Origin of the sequence: Streptomyces sp. NPDC058239 (assembly GCF_042882185.1) — a bacterium.
Classification (GTDB): domain Bacteria; phylum Actinomycetota; class Actinomycetes; order Streptomycetales; family Streptomycetaceae; genus Streptomyces.
Window position 1 is genome coordinate 1 of sequence record NZ_JBHVWS010000054.1, and the last position, 18,477, is coordinate 18,477.

The 18,477-nt window shown below is 67.8% G+C and carries 13 protein-coding genes; 5 read left to right on the forward strand and 8 right to left on the reverse strand.

Annotation, left to right across the window (positions count from 1 at the left end; translation table 11 throughout):
* The first annotated feature begins 529 nt into the window (after positions 1–529).
* Positions 530–2,299, forward strand: coding sequence for a beta-galactosidase family protein (locus ACFVYE_RS37730; protein WP_389608449.1), 1,770 nt, complete (start codon positions 530–532; stop codon positions 2,297–2,299).
* Positions 2,300–2,401: 102 nt separating this feature from the next.
* Here the strand turns inward: ACFVYE_RS37730 and ACFVYE_RS37735 are convergent, their stop codons facing one another.
* Positions 2,402–3,571: a Gfo/Idh/MocA family protein gene (locus ACFVYE_RS37735; RefSeq protein ID WP_389608450.1), complete on the reverse strand. Its 1,170-nt coding sequence runs from the start codon at positions 3,569–3,571 to the stop codon at positions 2,402–2,404.
* A 409-nt stretch (positions 3,572–3,980) separates the two neighbouring features.
* Here ACFVYE_RS37735 and ACFVYE_RS37740 point away from each other — a divergent pair, with 409 nt between their 5' ends.
* The 3 genes from ACFVYE_RS37740 to ACFVYE_RS37750 all read left to right on the forward strand — a co-directional run bounded on the left by ACFVYE_RS37740 (position 3,981) and on the right by ACFVYE_RS37750 (position 6,293).
* Entirely contained in the window at positions 3,981–4,793 is an 813-nt protein-coding gene (locus ACFVYE_RS37740) for a FadR/GntR family transcriptional regulator (protein ID WP_389608451.1), read from the forward strand.
* Positions 4,794–4,823: 30 nt separating this feature from the next.
* On the forward strand, positions 4,824–5,867 hold the full coding sequence (locus ACFVYE_RS37745; protein WP_383979348.1) for an enolase C-terminal domain-like protein: 1,044 nt from the start codon (positions 4,824–4,826) through the stop codon (positions 5,865–5,867).
* A gap of 102 nt (positions 5,868–5,969) precedes the next feature.
* The gene (locus tag ACFVYE_RS37750) at positions 5,970–6,293 is read left to right on the forward strand and encodes an L-rhamnose mutarotase (RefSeq protein WP_389608452.1); all 324 of its coding nucleotides are present in this window, start codon (positions 5,970–5,972) and stop codon (positions 6,291–6,293) included.
* A 72-nt stretch (positions 6,294–6,365) separates the two neighbouring features.
* Here ACFVYE_RS37750 and ACFVYE_RS37755 read toward each other — a convergent pair whose 3' ends face one another.
* The 7 genes from ACFVYE_RS37755 to ACFVYE_RS37785 form a co-directional block, all read right to left on the reverse strand.
* On the reverse strand, positions 6,366–7,208 hold the full coding sequence (locus ACFVYE_RS37755) for an amidohydrolase family protein (RefSeq protein WP_383976434.1): 843 nt from the start codon (positions 7,206–7,208) through the stop codon (positions 6,366–6,368).
* A 218-nt stretch (positions 7,209–7,426) separates the two neighbouring features.
* Positions 7,427–9,799, reverse strand: a complete 2,373-nt coding sequence (locus ACFVYE_RS37760; protein WP_389608453.1) for a hypothetical protein — start codon at positions 9,797–9,799, stop codon at positions 7,427–7,429.
* Positions 9,800–9,952: 153 nt separating this feature from the next.
* Positions 9,953–10,960, reverse strand: coding sequence for an aldo/keto reductase (locus ACFVYE_RS37765; protein WP_383976430.1), 1,008 nt, complete (start codon positions 10,958–10,960; stop codon positions 9,953–9,955).
* A gap of 151 nt (positions 10,961–11,111) precedes the next feature.
* Positions 11,112–11,945: a carbohydrate ABC transporter permease gene (locus tag ACFVYE_RS37770; protein ID WP_266737255.1), complete on the reverse strand. Its 834-nt coding sequence runs from the start codon at positions 11,943–11,945 to the stop codon at positions 11,112–11,114.
* Between the two features lie 44 nt (positions 11,946–11,989).
* Complete coding sequence (locus ACFVYE_RS37775; RefSeq protein WP_383976429.1) at positions 11,990–12,988, reverse strand: carbohydrate ABC transporter permease; 999 nt, start codon at positions 12,986–12,988, stop codon at positions 11,990–11,992.
* Entirely contained in the window at positions 12,988–14,280 is a 1,293-nt protein-coding gene (locus tag ACFVYE_RS37780; RefSeq protein ID WP_389608454.1) for an extracellular solute-binding protein, read from the reverse strand. Before ACFVYE_RS37780 ends, ACFVYE_RS37775 begins: the two co-directional genes overlap by 1 nt.
* A 444-nt stretch (positions 14,281–14,724) precedes the next feature.
* Positions 14,725–15,525, reverse strand: a complete 801-nt coding sequence (locus ACFVYE_RS37785) for a FadR/GntR family transcriptional regulator (protein ID WP_383976424.1) — start codon at positions 15,523–15,525, stop codon at positions 14,725–14,727.
* Between the two features lie 467 nt (positions 15,526–15,992).
* Here ACFVYE_RS37785 and ACFVYE_RS37790 point away from each other — a divergent pair, with 467 nt between their 5' ends.
* Positions 15,993–18,341 carry an Ig domain-containing protein gene (locus ACFVYE_RS37790; protein ID WP_389608455.1) on the forward strand — a complete coding sequence of 783 codons (2,349 nt, stop codon included), beginning with the start codon at positions 15,993–15,995 and terminating at the stop codon, positions 18,339–18,341.
* Positions 18,342–18,477: the final 136 nt, after the last annotated feature.

The following is an 18,477-nucleotide window of genomic DNA, read 5'->3' on the forward strand; positions in this document are numbered from 1 at the left end:
GGCGTGGACGATGCGTTCGTCGAGGTCGTTCAGGCGCACTTCGGGTGGTTCACTTCTCTGCGATGGCCGGCGTCGGGGGGGGGGGCGGGGCCCCCCCCCAAGAAAACAACAGCCCCCCCCCCCCCGCGGCCCCCCCCCCGCGGCGGGGGGGCCCGGGGGGGGGCCCCCGCCCCGCCCGTGGCCACCCGCCCCCCCCACGACACGCGCCGGCCCGGACGGTCCGTGGAGCACTACGCCGTCGGCATCCACAAGGGACCCGTCGGCAACTCTCCCGGGCGCCACGTTCAGGCTCGACACCTCCCTCTGCGAGACGGTCGGCCTCGCGCCGGCCGGAACGGGCCCGGCCACCGTCCAGCGGGCGACGGCACGACGCTGAGCGGCTTCCCGCTGTACGGCCGGCACCACTTCGCGCACGTCGGCCGGTCCCCTTTCCGCCTGCTTCCGATTGCCGCCTTCTTCCGGTGATTGCGCAGAGCGAATCCCCCGAAGAGGCCTCCTCCATCCACACCTCGACCCCCTGGGAACAGCTGTGACCCCTTCCCGTCCCACCACCGAACTGACCGTCACCGAGCGCGGCTTCCTGCGCGCCGGACGCCCCCACCAGATCGTCTCCGCCGCCATCCACTACTTCCGTGTCCACCCCGAACTGTGGAAGGACCGGCTGCTGCGGCTGCGCGCCATGGGCGTCAACACCGTCGAGACCTACATCGCCTGGAATCTGCACCAGCCGGCTCCCGGACAGACCGACTTTTCCGGACAGGCCGATGTCGCCCGCTTCCTGCGCACCGCTGCCCGGCTCGACCTGGACGTGATCGTGCGACCCGGCCCCTACATCTGCGCCGAGTGGGAGTTCGGTGGACTCCCCGCGTGGCTGCTGGCCGACCCCGGGCTGCGTCTGCGCCGCACCGACGACCGCTATCTGGCCGCCGTGGATGCCTGGTTCGACCAGCTGATCCCCGTTCTGCGCCCCCTGCTCGCCAGTCGGGGCGGGCCGGTGATCGCCGTCCAGGTCGAGAACGAGTACGGCAGCTACGGCCATGACACCCCCTACCTCGACCATCTGCGGCAGGGCCTGATCCGACGCGGCGTGGACTGTCCGCTGTTCACCGCCGACGGAGCCAGTGACGGCGTACTGCGCGGGGGCGTGCTGCCCGGCACCCTGGCGACCGCGACCTTCGGCTCACAGCCCAAGGAGTCACTGGCGACCTTGCGCCGCCACCAGCCGGCCGGCCCGCTGATGTGCTCCGAGTACTGGCACGGCTGGTTCGACCACTGGGGCGAGCACCACCACGTACGCAACGCGGGCGAGGCCGCCGCGGAGCTGGACTGGATGCTGGCTCAGGGCGCCTCGGTCAACCTCTACATGGGCCACGGCGGCACGAACTTCGGATGGTGGAACGGAGCCAACCACAGCGAGACCGACTACCAGCCCACCTGCACCAGTTACGACTATGACGCTCCGGTCGGTGAGGCCGGAGAGCTGACCGAGAAGTTCCACGCGTTCCGTGCGGTGATCGAGCAGCACCGTGGTCCGATCCCGTACGCGATACCCGCGACACCGGACCGGCTCGCCCCTCAGACGGTACGGCCGAACGGCGCGGTGGCGCTGGCGGACTGCCTCGACGTGCTCTCCACTCCTCGGCAGCGGCTCTCACCGGAACCGATGGAGGCCCTGGGCCAGTCACTGGGGCTGATCCACTACCGCACGTGGCTCCGTGGCTCCTTCCCCGACTCGACCCTGCGCGTGCACGGCCTCGCGGACCGGGCCCAGGTGTTCCTCGACGGAGTGCCGCTGGGCGTCCTGGAGCGGACCGGGCCGCTCGACGCGCTGCCGATCAACGTCCCCGAGACCGGTGCCGAACTCGACCTGCTGGTGGAGAACATGGGACGGATCAACTACGGCCCCCTGCTGGAGGACCGCAAGGGCATCAGCGGCGGCGTCCGGATCGACGGCCAGTACCAGTTCGACTGGGAGATCCGCCCCCTCCCGCTGACCGATCTGGCAGGCCTGCGGTTCGGGGCCGCCGAACAGGTCGAGGGCCCGGCCTTTCACCGTGCGACGCTGGCGGTCCCGGAACCGGCCGACGGTTTCCTGGCCCTGCCGGGCTGGACCAAGGGCCAGGTGTGGCTGAACGGCTTCGCCCTCGGCCGTTACTGGGACCGCGGACCCCAGCGCACCCTGTACGCCCCCGCCCCGGTGTGGCGGGCCGGCCGAAATGAACTCGTGATCCTGGAACTGCATCGGCCGGGCGAGCGGATCGAGCTCTGCGACGCCTCGGATCTGGGTCCGACCGGCTGACCTTCGGACTGCCAGGTGGCTCCGGTCCGTATTCCTTCCGGACCGGAGCCACCTGAAACGAGTCCCCGAGGGCCGGCAGGATTCCGCCGGCTTCCGCCTGAATCAGCTCTGGCCGTGCCCGAAGTACGCGGCCAGGTCCCGGTCCGGGGCCTCGACCTCGACGGCCCGGCCGCCGTCCCGCAACGACATGGTGGCCGCGTAGCCGGCGGCCACCGCTTCGCGGGCCGCGACGGGCGAGGTGACGGTGGCTCCGCCGTCCCGTACGAACCGCAGGAATTCCGCCATCAGCACGGGATCGGCGCCGCCGTGCGTGCCGGTCGGTGTGTGCACGGGCACCACCAGATCGGCCTCGGCGCGGCCGTCGGAGCGGCGGTTCCACACGCGGACCTCCGCTCCCTCCGAGTCGCCGAAGTTCTCCAGGCGCCCCTCGGTGCCGATCACCGTGTAGTTGCGCCAGTAGTCGGGGGTGTAGTGACACTGCTGGTAGCTCGCGAAAACTCCGTTGTCCAGCTGCATCTGCATCATGCTCAGGTCCTCCACGTCCACCACCGGGTGGAGACCGGTCTGGCTGAGCGGCGGCCAGTTCTCCGTCGACAGCCACTCGGTCATCCGCTCCCCGCTGCGGTCGCGGTGTGAGTCGATGTCCCCGTAGACCGTCAGCCCGCCCATGGCGTTCACCCGCCGGGTGTAGCCGCCGGCCAGCCAGTGGATGACATCAATGTCGTGCGCGCCCTTCTGCAGCAGCAGGCCGGTGGTGAGGCGTCGGTCCGCGTGCCAGTCCTTGAAGTAGAAGTCACCGCCGTGGCCGACGAAATGGCGGCACCAGATGGCCTTGACCTCGCCGATCGCCCCATTGACGATCAGCTCACGCATGGCCACCACGACCGGCATGTGGCGCATGTTGTGGCCCACGTACAGCGGGGTCCGATGCCGGAGAGCTGCCGCGAGCAGCCGGTCACACCCCTCGGTGGTGATCGCCATCGGTTTGTCCAGGAACACCGGTACACCGGCCTGAAGGAAGTCCAGGCCGATCTCCTCGTGCGTGTGGTCCGGAGTCAGCACCAGCACGCCGTCGAGTCCCGCGTCGAGCAGCTCGTGGTGATCCGCGGCGGTCCGCACCTTGGTGCCGAATCGCTGTTCGGCGCGCGTCAGCAACCGTCGGTCGCGGTCGCAGGCGGCGGCCACCAGTGAGCCCGATCCGGGCCGGTGGGCCAGATCGGCCAGGTCGCTGCGATTACCCAGGCCGATGACGCCGAGCCTGATGTCGTTCAAGGTGCTTGCCCTTTCAGAAGGTTTCGACCCCAGCAGGGCGAGGATGACCGGATGATAGATCTGGAACATATCCGATTGCATGGTGGGTTTGGCCCTGACTCTGAGGCTGTCGGGGTGGCGCCGACCGCCAGGGCAGCCGCGGTCTCAGGGGTAGCTGCGGCCGGGCGGGAGAAGGATGTTGCCCCGGTGAGAGGTGAGGTGAGGCGGTCGGTGCGGGCGGAACGAGTCTGGGCTCACCGAATCCTGGCGTCAAGAGTGTGAATGTGATTCACTGACCCCGGATTGGCCAATGTATCCGAAACATATCGCGCATGAGGCGCCTCTGCGCCAGTCGGCGACCTCACGCCCGACTTGGACCGCCGTGACATGGATCGACGGAGAAGTGGATCGACGTGAAAGGGGAGCGCCGTTGACCCGCGCAGCCCGCAGCACCGCACCCGCACCCGCACCCGCACCCGCACCCGCACCCGCACCCGCACCGCAACCCCCGGGCGACGGGGCCGGTTACCGTCCCGGCTACGAGGTCGCGGCCGAACGCATCCTCGAGCACCTCGTCCTGGCCGGCCTGGAGCCCGGCGCCCGGCTGCCCACCGAGCAGGACCTGGCAGACCAGGTGGGGATGAGCCGGACCGTGGTCCGCGAGGCGGTGAAGATCCTCTCCGCGCTGGGCCGGCTGTCCGTGCACAAGGGCCGCGGCATCTACGTCGCCCAGCCCGACCAGTCCTCCTGGCAGCACTCCCTGACCCACTTCCTGCCCGCCGACCTGCGCCAGGTCGACGAACTCTTCGAATTCCGGCGCCATTTGGAAACCACCACCGCCCGCCTGGCCGCCCAACGCGCCACCCCCGCCCAGGTCAAAGCCGTTCGCGCGGCCGCCCACCAGTCCACCCGGGCCGCCCGGCAAGACGACATCGACGCCTTCAGCAGCGCCGACGACGCCTTCCACACCGCCATCGCCACCGCCACCAACAACTCCTTCCTCACTGCCACCATCGACACCCTGCGTCGCCTGCAACACCAGGTCACCGCCATAGGGCTGGCCGGCCTCGCGGGCGGCTCCCTGCGCGACGCCGCCGCCCAGCACGAAGCCATCGCCCACGCCATCGCCACCGGCGAGCACACGCACGCGCACACCCTCATGGCCCACCACATCGACCGGACCACCCACCAGTTCCAACGAGAGATCCGGCACCGCATCGCCCCGGGCCACCCCAACGCCTGAACCCCACACCACCACCCATGAAGGACACCCATGCGAATCACCGACGTGACTGTGGAACTGGTCGATCTGCCCGCTCAGCCGCCCTTCCGGTGGCGGGCAGGGCTGCCCGGTTCGGAGCCGGCGGTCGTGGGCGGGATCCTGCGGGTCCACACGGACGAAGGCCTGGTGGGCGAGGCGCACACGAGACGTGGGCTGATCGTCGCCGATCTGGTGAACCGCCGTATACGTGAGGACCTGCTCGGCCGCGACCCGCTGATGCGCGAGCTGCTGTGGCATCGACTGTGGGAGCTGGACCGCATCGAGGAGCTCCCGATCTACGCGCTCGGCCTGGTCGACGTAGCGCTGTGGGACCTGGCCGGCCTCGCGGCCGGACAGCCGGTCCACCGGCTGCTCGGTCCCTACCGCGAGGCCATCCCCGCCTACGCGAGCACGGTCACCTTCGGCAGCGTCGAGGAGTACCTCGATGTGGCCGACCAGTGTCTGGAACTCGGCTACTCCGCCATCAAGCTGCACGCGTGGGGTGACTCGCGAGCCGACGCGGACCTGTGCCAGAAGCTGCGGGCCCACGTCGGTGACGACGTCCCGCTCATGTACGACGGCTCGGCCGGGTTCGACCTTGCGGACTCGGTGTACCTCGGCCGCGCACTGTCCGAGGCGGACTACCTGTGGTACGAGGAGCCGATGCGCGAGTTCAGCGTGACCGCCCACCGGTGGCTGGCCGAACAGGTCGACATTCCGCTGCTGGTCGCGGAGACCTCCGACGGCGCGCATTTCAACGCTGGTGACTTCATCATGGCGGGCGCGGCGAGCCGGGTCCGCACCAGCGCGCAGCTCAAAGGCGGGATCACCGGAGCCCTGCGCATCGCACACCTGGCCGAGAGCTACAACCTGCGGGCCGAGGTGCACGGCAGCGGAGTGGTCAACGCCCACCTGTGCATGGCGATCCCCAACACCACCTACTACGAGTCCCTCGTGTACACCAACCCCGTACAGCGCGAGCCGGCAGTCGGTGCCGACGGGCTGGTGCGGGCTCCGACGGCCCCCGGCATCGGCTTCGATCAACCGGGCTGGTGACGACCTCTGGTCGAATCAACAGGGCAGCTCCGGCACGTCCTTGACAATGTCTCAGGTTCCAACGTCTCAACGCCTCATCGCTTCGTGGAAAGGAGCCACACCATGCCCGTGCAACGCTACGCCTCGGTCATACGCCTGCGTGGGGAACTCGAGGCGGAATACCGTGCCTTGCACGCAGCCGCCTGGCCCGAGGTCCTGGCGACCCTCAAACGCGCCAACATCGGCAACTACTCGATCTTCCTGCGTGACGGGCTGCTCTTCAGCTACCTCGAATACACCGGTGAGGACTACGCGGCCGACACCGCGCTCATCGCCGAGTGCCCGGTCACCCGGGACTGGTGGGCCCGTACCGACCCCTGCCAGCAGCCACTGGACAGCGACGGCGAGTGGTGGGCACCCGCCGAAGAGGTCTTCCATCTCGAGTGACATCAGGGGCAAGCGGCAGAGGGGGGCGGAGGCAGCTGCGTCCGCCCCCCTCTGCCGCTTGCCTGCCGCGGGTCACAGACCGTAGACCCGCGCGGCCGTACCTGCGAACACCGCCGTCCGCTCGTGCTCCGACAGGTCCGCCACGAGCTCGCGGCCGACGGCAACCACCTGTTCGTACTCGGCCGCCAGGGTGCACACCGGCCAGTCCGAGCCGAACATGAGCCGCTCCGGGCCGAATGCCTCCAGCGCGACCGACACGAACGGCCGCAGGTCGGCGGGGCTCCAGGTGTGCCGGTCCGCCTCGGTGACGAGCCCGGAAAGTTTGGCCACGGTGTTGGGGAGGCGGGCCAGGGCGGCCAGGTCGGCGGCCCAGGTGTCCGGTCGGCGAGGGCGGATCGGTGGCTGCCCCAAGTGGTCCAGTACGAAGGTGAGTTCGGGCCGCTGCCTCGCCACGGCGACTGCCGAGGGCAACTGTTCAGGGCGCAGGACCAGGTCGTAGGCGAGGCCGGCGGATGCGACGGCGGCCAGGCCGCGGCCCACGTCGGGACGGAGCAGCCAGTCCGCCTTGTCCTCGCCCTGTACCTGGTGGCGGATGCCGACGAGACGGTCGCCACCGGGCAGCGCGCGCAGTGCGGCCAGGGCGTCCGCGACCGCGGGAGAGGTCAGGTCCGTCCAGCCGACGACGCCGGCCACCAGCGGGTCGGCCGCGGCCAGCGCCAGGTATTCGGGAGTCTCCTCGTGTACACAGATCGTCTGCACCAGCACCGTGGCGTCGACATGGGCAGCCGCGGCCTGCGGGCGCAGGTCGTCGAGGGTGAAGTCACGTCGCAGCGGGGCGAGTTCGGGGCCGGTAATCCAGTTCTGGTCGCGGACCGACAGGTCCCAGACGTGCTGGTGGGCGTCGATGGTGGTCATGGGGACAGGCTCAGTCAGGTCGGTTGTTTCTGACCACGTGCTCGGCATGCTGTTCCTTTGTCTGGCGAAGGTGCTGGTGGAACGGGTGCACAGAGAGAACGGCCGGGTGCGGGCCAAGGCCCGCACCCGGTGCTGTGCCGCGGACGATTGATACGAACCATCCCACGATGCTTGTCGCCCTGAACGTCGCTCGATGCCCAAGGTCGGATGCCGCCGGATCAGGCTTGACGTGCGACCTTGCCATTCCTCGTGACCCGCACGGTGACCGCCCCGCCGGCCGGGACTTCGACCTGCGGCCAATCGAGGAACGCCGTGTACCCAAGGGGGCGGGCCGATTGGCGGGCCGTTTCCGCCAGCACCGACACCCGTGCCGCGTAGGCCGTGTTGTTGGTCAAGCGGATTACGGCGGCCTGACGGCTCTCGCTGACATGTTCGGCCTCGACATGATCAAAGGGAATGAGGATTCCTTCCCCGGGCCGGACGTAGATTCCGGGAAGTTCGAGTGCCATCAAGACACCGTTGGTCTCGGTCCAGGAGTTTCTCGTCCTGATGAAATCACCGACCGCACCCTTGCCCTCGGCATCGCTGGGCTGGATCCGCTCCATGCTCGACCCGATGAGGTAGTCGGTGGTTATATGTCCTGGCATGTTGACGGCCTCGGCGTGAGCATGCTGGATATCGCTGATGAGTTCAGCGTACTTCTTTTCCCCGGTGGCTCGATACAGCTTGAACAGGTGGTCCGCAGACGACGTACAGACACCGGGCGCGGCATGTTTGTTCTGGCTGCTTGCCCAAACGGCGCCGGCCATCCTTCCCTTCAGCCGCGCGATATCACTGTCTGCCGGAAACAGCGGATCGTACGCAAGAGTCCAGGACGAGCACAGTGCGGCTTGGACCTTGGCGCGATTCAGCCATCTCTTCTTTCCGGTGTACTGGTACAGCGCCATGAATGACTCCAGGAGACCAAACGCTGTTTCGGAGTCCGCATCCTGTGAAATATCCGCGCACGCTCCGCTGGTGAATCCATGGGACTTTATGTCGCGCTCATAGTAGAATTCGGCTGCTTCCTCGGCCGCGGCCAACCAGTCCGGACGGTGGAAGTATTCAGCCGCCAGGGCGAGCCCGGCCGGAGCGATGGCGCCGGCCGTCGAGTTGTACACGGCGATGTCGCCTGTTTCTGGCACGATGTACTGACCGAATTCTCCATGCTTTCGCCAGGCCCGGGTGAATGCTTCGGCCAGACCGCCCGCGGCCAGTTCCCAGGATTCCTTGATGGTGTCGCCGTGCCCTTGCGCCTTCAGGAGCATCACATGCTTGATCAGCCAGAAGAGCACGTCTCCGTTCTTGCGCACCATCGCCTGCACCGCCGGAAAGTCGGGGTGGGTCTTCTCTGAGCGGATCTCACCATCTTCGCTGATGAAGCCGTAGAAGAATCCGCTCTTCCCCTTCATGCGGGAACAGATGAAGTCAAGCTCATCGGAGACTCTGCCCCGTTCCGTCGGGTCATTCAGAGCCAACATGGGGTAGGTGTTGATCATTCCGCTGACCCAACCCAGTTGAAAGTGCCTGGAGTTTTCTGGAAGGTAGTATCGGCCCGCCTTGGTTTCTGTGAAATTTCCTCGACAGATGTTGGTGCCGAGCTCCGCCAGCTTACTCATCGGAAGCAGATTGCGAGGCGAGGTGGGGCCTGTGAGCGACTTTCGCACATCCATGAATTTCTGCAGGACTGCCGGAATTCCGTCGGCATCGAAGGTGAAAACCTGGAAGCGAATCGAAACCGCGTCACCGGGAGCCCAATTCGACGCCCTGTCACCGCTCGGCCGAAAGTCGCCAAAACCGGCCGCCTGCCGGCGCATAACCGGCGCCGAGATGCGGAATTCACAGCTTTCCCTGCTCGCACTCGCCTCAACCGAGAGCCCACTGTTGCCCAGGCGGGTTCCTTGCTCGGTGAGGACGATCCAGCCCTTCCCGAACTTGGGCGAGAAGAAGCTCATCGCCGGGGCGGCAGTATTGCACGTCGCCAGCTCGATCCGTGAAGGCACCGCAGCATCGGGGGCCAGTCGCGGGTTGTTCGATATCGTCAGCGGCGTCTGTGGGTTGTAGTACATGTCGGCCGGATAGTCCGGATTGTATCCGTTGCCGATGGTGCGATAGCGATTGCCGTTGTAGATGATTCCGGGAATCATCACGTAGTTGGCGGTCTCCCAGCTCTCGAATGGGAAATCAACGGAGATTGCGGCCTGTTCCGCCGCCCCCTTCTCCAGGGTGCAGGTCAGGGTGACCTCCCATCCGTGATGATCGGGCACCCGCCGTGCATCCCACTTCAGTTGCCACTGTCGCGGTCCGTCGGTCAGCAGGTCGCCGTCGAATTCCTGGGACCGGCGCAGCGTCGTGCCGTCATATTCCCGAATCGACACCCGGAGGGAGCCGTGCAATTCGCGCAGAGAACGGCTGAGTTCCGCAGCCTGGCCAGCGGCTTCGGCAACCCCTGCATCAAGCGGTTGGGCTCGGGAGATCGTCGGTTCGAGCGCGATCTTCGCTCCGACTCCGGCGGCCGCCAGCAGAGAAAGACAGTTTCTCCTGTCAAGCATTCTGCAACCATCCTCGTGTGTGCGTTCCAGCGAAGGGAGTTTCAGATCAATGCCGGTACCATGCCACGGCCCGCGAGAGGCTCGCAAGGATAAAGCCGAAACATTACGGGGAGTCTGTGCTCCGCGGACCCGGTCGCACACCGTCGTCCGAGATCAGGGACGTACGCCGTCCTGACGCGGGACAGTCACCGGCACGCCCGGCGGCAGCAGACCCTGGGCACGCAGGGCGAGCCACATCTCCTCGGGGACGGGGTGGCTGATCATCGCGGTGGCGTCCGTCACCTCGGCGGCGCTGCGTGCCCCGAGCAGCACACCGGCGACCGCCGGGTGGCCCAGCGGGAATTGCAGGGCGGCTGCCCGCAGCGGAACCCCGAAGGTCTCGCACAGCGTGCGCAGGGCCAGCGCCCGGTCCAGCAGGTGTGCCGGGGCCGGTGCGTAGTCGAAGGTCGCGCCCGGCTGTGGATCGGCGAGGAGGCCCGAGTTGAACACCCCGCCGACCAGCACGGACACTCCGCGTTGCGCCGCCTGCGGCAGCAGTGCGGCCAGAGCGCTCTGGTCGAGGAGGGAGTAGCGGCCGGCCAGCAGGACCACGTCGATGTCGGTGTCGCGGACGAAGCGTGTCGGCATCGCGGTCTGGTTCATGCCGACGCCGATCGCACCGACCATGCCCTCCGCACGCATCCGCTCCAACTCGGGGTAGGCGCAGTCGAAGGCCTCGCGCTCGTGGCCGTCCGGGTCGTGCAGATAGACGGTGTCCACGCGGTCGAGGCCGAGCCGGGTGAGGCTCTCCTCGACGCTGGTGCGTACACCTCGGGTGCTGAAGTCCCACACCCGCTCGTGGGTGGCCGGGACGGCGAAGCCGTTCGCCAGGTCGTCGCCGGGCAGCCCGGCGCGTGCGCGCAGCAGGCGGCCGACCTTGGTGGACAGCGTGAACTGCGCACGTGGCCGGGTGCGCAGTGCGTCCCCCAGCCGGCGCTCGGACAGGCCGAGTCCGTAGTGCGGAGCGGTGTCGAACGCACGGATGCCGCAGACCCAGGCGGCCTCCACGGTGGCGGCCGCGTCCTCGTCGCTGACCGCGTGAAACAGGTTCCCCAGGGCGGCGGCACCCAGTGACAGTGCGTCGACGGCGGTGGCGGTGTGCACGGGTGCTGTGGGGTGCATGGGGTGAGGAGTACCTCTCGCTGAAGGGACGTGAACGGACATGAACGGGCGTGAAGGAGCGCGAGCGTCCGAAGTCCGCGACATGTGACAGGGGGCGGGGCTTGCGTCGGTCCCCGCCCCCCTGTCACATGCCCAGCTGTACCGGCCGATCTCAACCCTTCGTCGCTCCTCCTGTGAGGCCCTTGACGAACTGCTTCTGGAAGGCCAGGTAGAAGACGAGGATGGGCAGTGTCGCCAGGAACATGAAGGCGAAGACCGAGCCGAAGTCCGCCTGGTGTTCGCCGATGGCACGGTAGATGCCGACGGTCACCGTGGTGCCTGCCGCCGGGCCCAGGACGATCAGCGGGTTGAGGAAGTCGTTCCAGATCCAGACGCCGAGGAAGATCACCACGCTGGCCGACGCCGGCCGCATCAGCGGGAAGACCACCTGCCAGAAGGCGCGGAACGCACCGGCGCCGTCGATCGCCGCGGCTTCTTCGAGCTCTCGGGGGATCGTCTTGGCGAAGCCCGCGAAGACGAACACCCCGAACGGCATGTAGTAGCCGACGTACGCCAGGACCAGTCCGGGCACGCTGCTCATCAGCCCCAGCGTGCGCAGGACTTCGGTGATCGGGGTGAGGATCACCGCGGGCGGCACCATGAGACCGCAGAGCAGGACGACCATGATGACCTTGGACAGGACGCCGGTCGACCGGGCAAGGTAGTGGCCGAGCATGGCGGAGATCGCTGTGATGACGAGGATGGAGATCACGGTGACCTCCGTGCTGTTGACCAGCCCGTACCAGAAGAGGTGGTCCGGGCGCGACAGCACGCTCTGGATGTTGTCCAGGGTCGGTGGGACCGGGAGGCCGACCGGGTTCGACACGATCGCCGAACCGTCCTTGAACACGTTGACCAGCACGAGGTAGATCGGCAGGAAGAACAGCAGGCCGGCGAGGAGCGCGACGACCGGGCGTATCCACGCCCTTGTTCCACCCCTGTTCATGCTCGCGTTCAGGTCCGGGTTCATCTTCGTGTTCGTGTGCGTGCTCATGCTGACACCTCGCGTTTCTGCAGCCACCCGAGCGCGATCACGGAGACGGTCGCGACCAGGATCAGCATCGCCACGGCCATCGCGGAGGCGTAGCCGACGTGGTTGCCGTTGAACGCGGTCTGGATCACCTGGAAGGCGAGGGTGGATGTGGTGCCGGGGCCCGGGCCGCCGTTGGTGAGCACCTGGATCTGGTCGTAGGCCTTGAATCCGCCGATCAGTGACATGACCGTGTTGATGGTGACGGCGGGTGCCAGCATCGGCCAGGTGACATGGCGGAACCGCATCAGTGGTCCGCAGCCGTCGATGGCCGCCGCTTCGTGCAACTCCTGCGGGATTCCCTGCAGTCCGGCCAGGTAGATCACCACGCAGAAGCCGAGCCCCTGCCAGGCGATGACCCATGAGACCGTGTAGAGGGCGAGGCTCGGGTCGGAGAGCCAGCCCGGCGGATGGCTCACCCCCAGCTCTCGCAGCATGGAGTTGAGCAGGCCGTCGTCGACGAGGATCGCCTGCCAGATGACGCTGACGACCACGGCGCTCAGCACGACCGGCACGAAGAACACGCTGCGCAGAGCGTTGTACAGCCAGCCGCGCCGGTCGAGCAGCAGGGCGATCGCCAGGCCGCCGGCGTTGGTCACCAGCGTCACGATCACGGTGATGACGACGGTGTTCTGCAGTGCTTTGAGGAAATCGTCGTCGGAGAACAGGCTCGTGAGGTTGGACAGGCCCACCCACCGGGTCGGCGGGTTGAAGGGGTTCTTGTTGGTGAGGCTGTAGCCGGCGGTCATGCCGATCGGCACCAGGACGAGGGCCAGGTAGGCGAGCAGTCCGGGAGCCGCGAAGACGGCGAAGCGGCCCGGTCCGCCGTTCGGGCGGAAGCGCCGGGACGGTCGCGACGACCGCCGCGCGGGGGCGTCCTGTGGTCGGACCGCTGCCGTGTCCTTCGCCGCGGGCGCGGCAGCGGAACCATCCGGTCGGGTCAGGGTACGTATGCGCATTATCGGATGGCCTTGTCCCACTGCTCGTCCATGTAGGCACCGAACTCCTTGGCCGACATGCGTCCGCCGATGAGCTTCTGGACACCGGCCGCGGCCTTGTCGGCCAGGCCCGGCGGCAGGGAACCGTCACCGGTTTCCTGGGAGAACGAGTTGACGATCCCGTCGTCCTTCTGGGCCTGCTGGTACGCCGCCAGGGTCTTCTTGTAGACGGGGCCCATGGTGCTGGGCGGGCTGTATCCCTTGATGTCGATGATGAGCCCGTCGGCCTTGACGGCGGCGTCCAGGTTCTTCTGGTCCTCCATGAAGGCCTTGGCCCACTTCTTGGCCAGGGGCACATCGGACGCGTTGGAGCTCACCGTCATCCCGCCGCCGAGGACGCCCGGGAGCGCCGAGGCCCCCTGGTCCGTGGGCCACGCGAAGACGCCCGTGTCGAAGTCCGGTTTCTTCGTGTCGGCCGAAGCGGAGAACCAGCTGCCCATGGGGTACATCGCGCCCTTGCCGTCACGGAAGGCCTGTTCGGTGTCCGCGTAGGAGCGGGAAAGGCCGGCGCGGTCGATGTATCCCTTGTCCGCGAGCTCGGCGACCTTCTGGGCGGCGGCGACGAACGCCGGGTCGGTGAACTTGACCTTGCCCTTGGCGCGTTGGGACAGCCAGTCCGGCGTCTTCTTGTAGACGTCGGTGGCCACCGTGGAGATCAGCGGGAACATGTCGGCCCAGGAATCCTTGCCGCCACCGCCGACCACGAAGGGGTTGATGCCCTTCTTCTTCAACTTGGCGCTGTCGTCGAGCAGTTCATGGTACGTGCGGGGCGGTGTGTCGATGCCGGCCGCCGCGAAGTCCTTCTTGTTGTAGTAGACCAGCGTCGTCTGGGCGGAGTAGGGCAGCTGGTAGACCTTGCGGTCGTACGTGTTGGCGCGGGGGTTCTTGTACGGTGCGAGTTCCTTGTCCGTCCACGGCGCCAGCTTGCCCGCCTCGGCGAATCCGGCGGGGTTCAGGCCGATCATGACGTCCGGGAACTGGCCCGTGCTGTCGAGCTGCTTCGCGTACCCGGTGCGGTCGGCGCTGGGCGACACGAGCTTCTTGATCGTCACCCCTGGCACCTTCGCCGAGGCGCGGGCGATCGCGGCGTCCCAGTACTTCGCGTCCAGGTTGGGCGTTTCGAAGGTGAGGAAGGTCAAGGTGACCTTGTCGCCCTTGGATGCACTCGTACCGGAACTGCCGGCCGTGCACCCGGCCAGGAGGAGAGCACCTGCGAGGGCGGCGGTTCTCGTGAGTATCGGATTGCGCGTCATGTCCAACTTCCCCTACCCGTCGTTGTCCGGGGGCGGTACCGAGTCGCTGTCTTGCTCGTACCGGGACGAGAGAGGGAATCCCGCTGTCGACCGTCCACCGAATCCGTCACATGGTTCAGACTCTTCCCAGAGTCCTGCTGCTCTCGGGGGCGACCGCTTCCTCTCAGCGTTCGCCCCTCAGGGCACCTTGGGGTATGGAAGTCCGCGCGCGGCGGCATGTCAAGAGATGAGACGGAGTTATTACCTCAACCAAGGAGACAATAGATCTGATACATCTCCGTAGAGTTACGCCGGACCCTACGGATTCGCTTCGCAGGAACGAGACGCGTCGGTGGCGCGGTTCGCGACCCCGGCACGCTTCGACCGCCCCGTCGCCCGGTCGTTTCCGGTGTGGGCGGCGGGGCGGGGCGGCGGGGCACTACCGACCGAGGCTGTCGTCCGCGGTCACGCCCCGTCCGGGCCGGCGGGAGCGGCGGGAGCGGCGAAGATGCGGTTGCGGATCTCTCGTTGGACCTGAAGTTCCGTCGTGTCGATATGGCGGGCCATGAGGTCGGCGGCCTGTTCCTGCTCACCGGCCCCGATCGCTTCCAGGATCGCCAGGTGCTGCTCCGCGGCCACGGCGAGTGATCCCGGTGCGGAATCGGCCAGGGCCACGATGGTGACCTGTCGCTGCAGCCGCTGGATCGCGTCGACCAGGCTGGAGAGAAACGCGTTCCCCGCTGCCGCGCCGATCGCCTGATGGAACTCCGCATCGGCCCGGCCGAACGACTCGTGGTCGTCGCGCTCGGCGGCCTCCGCCGAGCGCTGCGCTGCCTCGCGGATCGCCCTGAGCTGAACCGGTGTGGCACGCGTGGCCGCGAGCCCGCTGGTCTCGGCCTCGGTGAAGCGCCGGAACTCGAACAGTTCACCGACGCGGCTCGGGTCGGTCGGCAGGAACCGGGAGAACGTGTCGGTCCACAGGTCGTTCCTGGGATGCGCCACGAAAATGCCGCGTCCCTTCTCCACCGAAAGCCTCCCGAGGGCCGAGAGGATCTTGACGCCCTCTCGCACCACCGTCCTGCTCATGTCCACTTCGGCCGCCAGATCCTTCTCCGTCGGCAGCCGGTCACCGGGCCCCATCCCCTGCTGTGCGACGTACTCCAGGATGCGCTCCGCCGCGACCTCGTAGCCGGGACGGTAAGGGGCCGCCTCCGAATCCGATGCCGCGGACGCGGACGGGGACGCGGGCCGGGAAGATCCAGTCATGTTGCTCCATGTATCCGATGCATGCAGGTCACGAAATACCAAGTGGTGGGCTCCCAAGATACCTCCCGGGCCGTCCGTTCAGGGGTGCTCGGATCGCCCCACGCAGCACCCGCGCCATCGGGAATAGATCCGAACTAAGCCTTGACGGCCCCTTCCGTGCCATGCACGCTAGACCGCACTTGTGCTGCGGTAGTTACACAGGAGAAGCAAGCGCTCTTCCCTGCACGGGCAGGCCCATGGGCTCTCCGGCTCACGGCCGCCCACCGATCCCGCTCCCCGGAACAGCGCGAACCATCTCCGCTGAAGAATAAGAACTATCCAGGTGACCTCGTTCGTCGCTCGACGTTTGCCGGCCTTGCGCCCCTCTGCGCTGTTCACGGCAGTTGATCAGCGATCCCGCGCGCCATCGAGAGTCACTTCACCTAGGAGGACATGTGGACAGGCGTCGCTTTCTGGTTGCCAGCGGCTTGAGTTCGGCCACGGCCGTGGCCATGGCCGCCGGCCCCGCGCATGCCGCGCGAACGGCCAGGCCGAAGGCGTCCCCGTCGCTACGGATCGGGGCGGGCTTCCTGTCGGTGGGCATCAGCCGCTCCGGGTACGTGGACAGCCTGGTCGACCTGCGCGACGGCACCGACCACCTGGCGAAGGACACCCCCGTGCCGCTGGTCAGCGTGGTGGCCGACGGCAAGCACGTGGTTCCCGCGAAGGTGCGGGTCGTGTCGCGTGACCGGGCGCACCGCCGGCAGGTCCTGGAGTTCGTCGGCGAGAGCGTGACGATCCAGGTAGAGGCCGTCGGGTTTCCCACGCATTCCACACTTGAAGTCGTCGGCCTGACGGCCGCCTCGGGTGTGGATGTGCAGACGCTGCTGTGGGGTCCGCTGCCGACGACGCTCGACGACACCATCGGCGAGACGGTCGGTGTGGTCGCCAACTCCGATTTCGTCATGGGGGTCCGGCCGCTGAACGACAAGACGGTGGGCGGGTGGCCGAACGAGCATCTGGCGTACGGGTTCGGTCCCGATCTCGTCTGGAATCCGTACGGGCTCCAGACCGGCGCGAAGGACGAGTGGCTGGCGAGCAACGTCGCCGCGAAGACCACGTGGGGCAGCGTCCTGCGCGCCACCACCTACGACTACAGCAAGGCACGGGTCCGGCAGCGCACCAACGGTTACGAGATCCCGCTCGGCCCGCTGCCCGCGCCCGAGGGCCGGATCGTCGGGTCGAAGATCGCCCTGTTCGGCAGTGCGCCGGATCTCGCCCTGACCATGCTCAGCCAGATCGCCAAGGAGCACGACCAGGCGTACCCCACCTTGGACGGCCAGTGGCAGAAGGTGGCCCAGCGCACCTCGCAGACCCACTTCTGGGTCCACGACCTCAACACGGGCAACGTCACCGCGGCCGCCAAGCTCGCCGCGCAGGCCGGAGTGCGGAACATCTACGCGATCAGCGGCAACGGGCCGTGGGTGTCGCACGGGCACTACCAGTTCAACGGCTCCTTCGGCGGATCGGACGTGGCGGCCGCCCAGTTGGTGGCCGCGGCGGCGAAGGAGGGCATCGAGGTCGGGGTGCACACCCTGTCCACCTTCATCGACGCCCACGACCCGTACGTGAAGGCGCCGGCCGATCCACGGCTCGCGGTGGGCGGCTCCGCCCGGCTCACCCGCCCGCTGGCCGGGTCGGACACCACGCTGTACGTGGATGCCAACGGCCTGCTGGCCTCCGGCGTCGACGGTCAACGGCTGCGCATCGGCGACGAGTTCATCACCTACGGTTCCGTCACCAAGGTCAGCAACACCGAGTGGCAGGTCGGCGGCCTGAGCCGGGCACAGTGGTCCTCGGCCGCCCAGGACTACCCGGCCGGCACCACCGTCGCCCGGCTCATCCAGAACGGCTACGGCGGTGCGCTGGCCAGTCTGCCGATCACCGACGAGATCGCGACCCGGCTGGCCACCGCCTACAACACCAGCGGCGTCCACGCCACGTCCTACGACGGCCTTGAAGGCACTGGCTACAACGGCTGGGGCGGCTACGGCTTCGCACGGCTCGTCAACGGCGTCCACCGGCAGGTCACCACCAAGAACTTCATCACTGAGTGCAGCAACCTCGCGTCGAACACCTGGGACGCCCAGTCCAGGGCGAGCTGGGGTGAGATCGGCCCCACGAGCTACGCCCAGATCATCCGCAGCAACACCTTCTACCGGGCGAACTACCTGCCCGGGATGATGGGCCAGCAGGGGCTCTCGGGCAGCGACACCCTGCAAAAGATCGAGGACACCCTGGCGCACGCGGCCTCCCTCGACGCCGGCGTCAACTTCGAGACCAGCGTGAGCAGCCTCCAGTCCGGACAGAACGCCACCACGCTGCTCGCCGCCGTCCGGATGTGGGAGTCCGCGCGCGCGGCCGGTGCGTTCAACGCCGAGCAAAAGAAGCAACTGGGCGTCGCGAGCAGGCACTGGCACCTGAGCGAGGTCACGCCGGACAACGAGTGGTCGCTGCAGGAGAAGGACTCGTCCGGTCAGCCGATCGGCGACCCGCAGCCGGTCAAGGCCCCGACGCCGGGCTTCGCCACGCCGGAGCCGACAGACGCCCGGGTCGGAAAGCTGTACGCCTTCAAGGTGACCTCGACGACTCCGCGGACCATCCGCTACGAGGTCACCGACGGCCGCCTCCCGAGCGGCCTCACCCTCAACCAGGACACCGGTGGCATCACCGGAATTCCTGCCCGCCCCGGCACCAGCAAATTCACCATCACCGCCAAGAACGGCGGGAGCATCGCCGACGCGAAGATCACCTACAAGGTGACGACCAGGCCGTGAACACGGCCGCCGCGCCCCCGGCGCGGGCCGGGGGCGGGGCCCGGGGGCCCCGCCGCCCCGCGCGGGGACCCCCCCCCAGAACAGCGACCAAAAAAAACGGGACAGCGGGGGTTTTAAAATAGGGTTGGGGCAAAGA

What these genes read in the sequence shown, in the direction of transcription:
- ACFVYE_RS37745 (WP_383979348.1), top strand. Translation starts at nt 4,824, where the DNA reads ATGCGAATCACCGACGTGACTGTGGAACTGGTCGATCTGCCCGCTCAG.
- ACFVYE_RS37785 (WP_383976424.1), bottom strand. Translation starts at nt 15,525, where the DNA reads ATGACTGGATCTTCCCGGCCCGCGTCCCCGTCCGCGTCCGCGGCATCG.
- ACFVYE_RS37750 (WP_389608452.1), top strand. Translation starts at nt 5,970, where the DNA reads ATGCCCGTGCAACGCTACGCCTCGGTCATACGCCTGCGTGGGGAACTC.
- ACFVYE_RS37755 (WP_383976434.1), bottom strand. Translation starts at nt 7,208, where the DNA reads ATGACCACCATCGACGCCCACCAGCACGTCTGGGACCTGTCGGTCCGC.
- ACFVYE_RS37770 (WP_266737255.1), bottom strand. Translation starts at nt 11,945, where the DNA reads ATGAACAGGGGTGGAACAAGGGCGTGGATACGCCCGGTCGTCGCGCTC.
- ACFVYE_RS37765 (WP_383976430.1), bottom strand. Translation starts at nt 10,960, where the DNA reads ATGCACCCCACAGCACCCGTGCACACCGCCACCGCCGTCGACGCACTG.
- ACFVYE_RS37760 (WP_389608453.1), bottom strand. Translation starts at nt 9,799, where the DNA reads ATGCTTGACAGGAGAAACTGTCTTTCTCTGCTGGCGGCCGCCGGAGTC.
- ACFVYE_RS37775 (WP_383976429.1), bottom strand. Translation starts at nt 12,988, where the DNA reads ATGCGCATACGTACCCTGACCCGACCGGATGGTTCCGCTGCCGCGCCC.
- ACFVYE_RS37780 (WP_389608454.1), bottom strand. Translation starts at nt 14,280, where the DNA reads ATGACGCGCAATCCGATACTCACGAGAACCGCCGCCCTCGCAGGTGCT.